At 65.5% G+C, this 821-nt stretch carries 1 protein-coding gene; it reads left to right on the top strand.

Annotation, left to right across the window (positions count from 1 at the left end):
- Window positions 1-821 (top strand): SpnB-like Rossmann fold domain-containing protein (locus IEJ02_RS47730; protein ID WP_191070496.1); only part of this gene is annotated, 821 nt, incomplete at both ends.

The following is an 821-nucleotide window of genomic DNA, read 5'->3' as shown; positions in this document are numbered from 1 at the left end:
GACGAGCTGTATGCGGGTTTTGCTGGTCGGGGTTATGAGTATGGGCCGTTGTTTCAGGGGGTGCGGGCGGCGTGGCGGTTGGGTGGTGCGGTGTTTGCGGAGGTGTGTTTGCCGGAGGGGGTTGATGGTGGGGGGTTTGGGGTTCATCCGGCGTTGTTGGATGCGGCGTTTCAGGCTTTGTTGATTGTGGGTGGGCAGGGTTCGGGTGAGGGGTTGGGTGAGCGGGTGAGGTTGCCGTTTGCGGTGAGTGGTGTGCGGTTGGGGGGTGGGGGTGCTGTTCGGTTGCGGGTGGGTGTGCGGTTGGTGGGTGTGGATGAGGTTGCGGTTGATTTGGCGGATGAGTGTGGCCGGTTTGTGGGTGTGGTGGAGTCGTTGAGGGTGCGGTCGGTGTCGGTTGGGCAGTTGGCGGTGGTGGGTGCGGGGCGGGATTGCTTGTTTGGGGTGGAGTGGGAGCGGGTTGCGGCTGAGGCGGTGCGGGGTGTTGTGGTGGGGCCGGTGGTGGCGTCGTTGTCGGGTGGGGATGTGGTGGCTTTGGAGCGGTTGGCGGGGAGTGGGGTGGTGCCGGATGTGGTGGTCCTGACTGTTCCTGCTGAGGCTGACTGTGGGGCTGGTGGTGTGGTGGGTGGGGTGCATCGGGTGGTGCGGGAGGTCGCTGGGGTGTTGCGGGAGTTTGTGATGGATGAGCGGTGGGCGGGGAGTCGGTTGTTGGTGCGGACCAGTGGTGCGGTGGTGGTGGAGTCGGGTGAGCGGGTGGGGAGTTTTGCGGGTGCGGCGGTGTGGGGTTTGGTGCGTAGTGCGCAGGCTGAGCATCCGGACCGGTT

This window comes from Streptomyces sp. 5-10 (genome assembly GCF_014712245.1).
GTDB classification, from domain to species: Bacteria; Actinomycetota; Actinomycetes; order Streptomycetales; family Streptomycetaceae; genus Streptomyces; species Streptomyces violaceusniger.
This window is presented reverse-complemented; position numbering and strand designations above follow the sequence as displayed.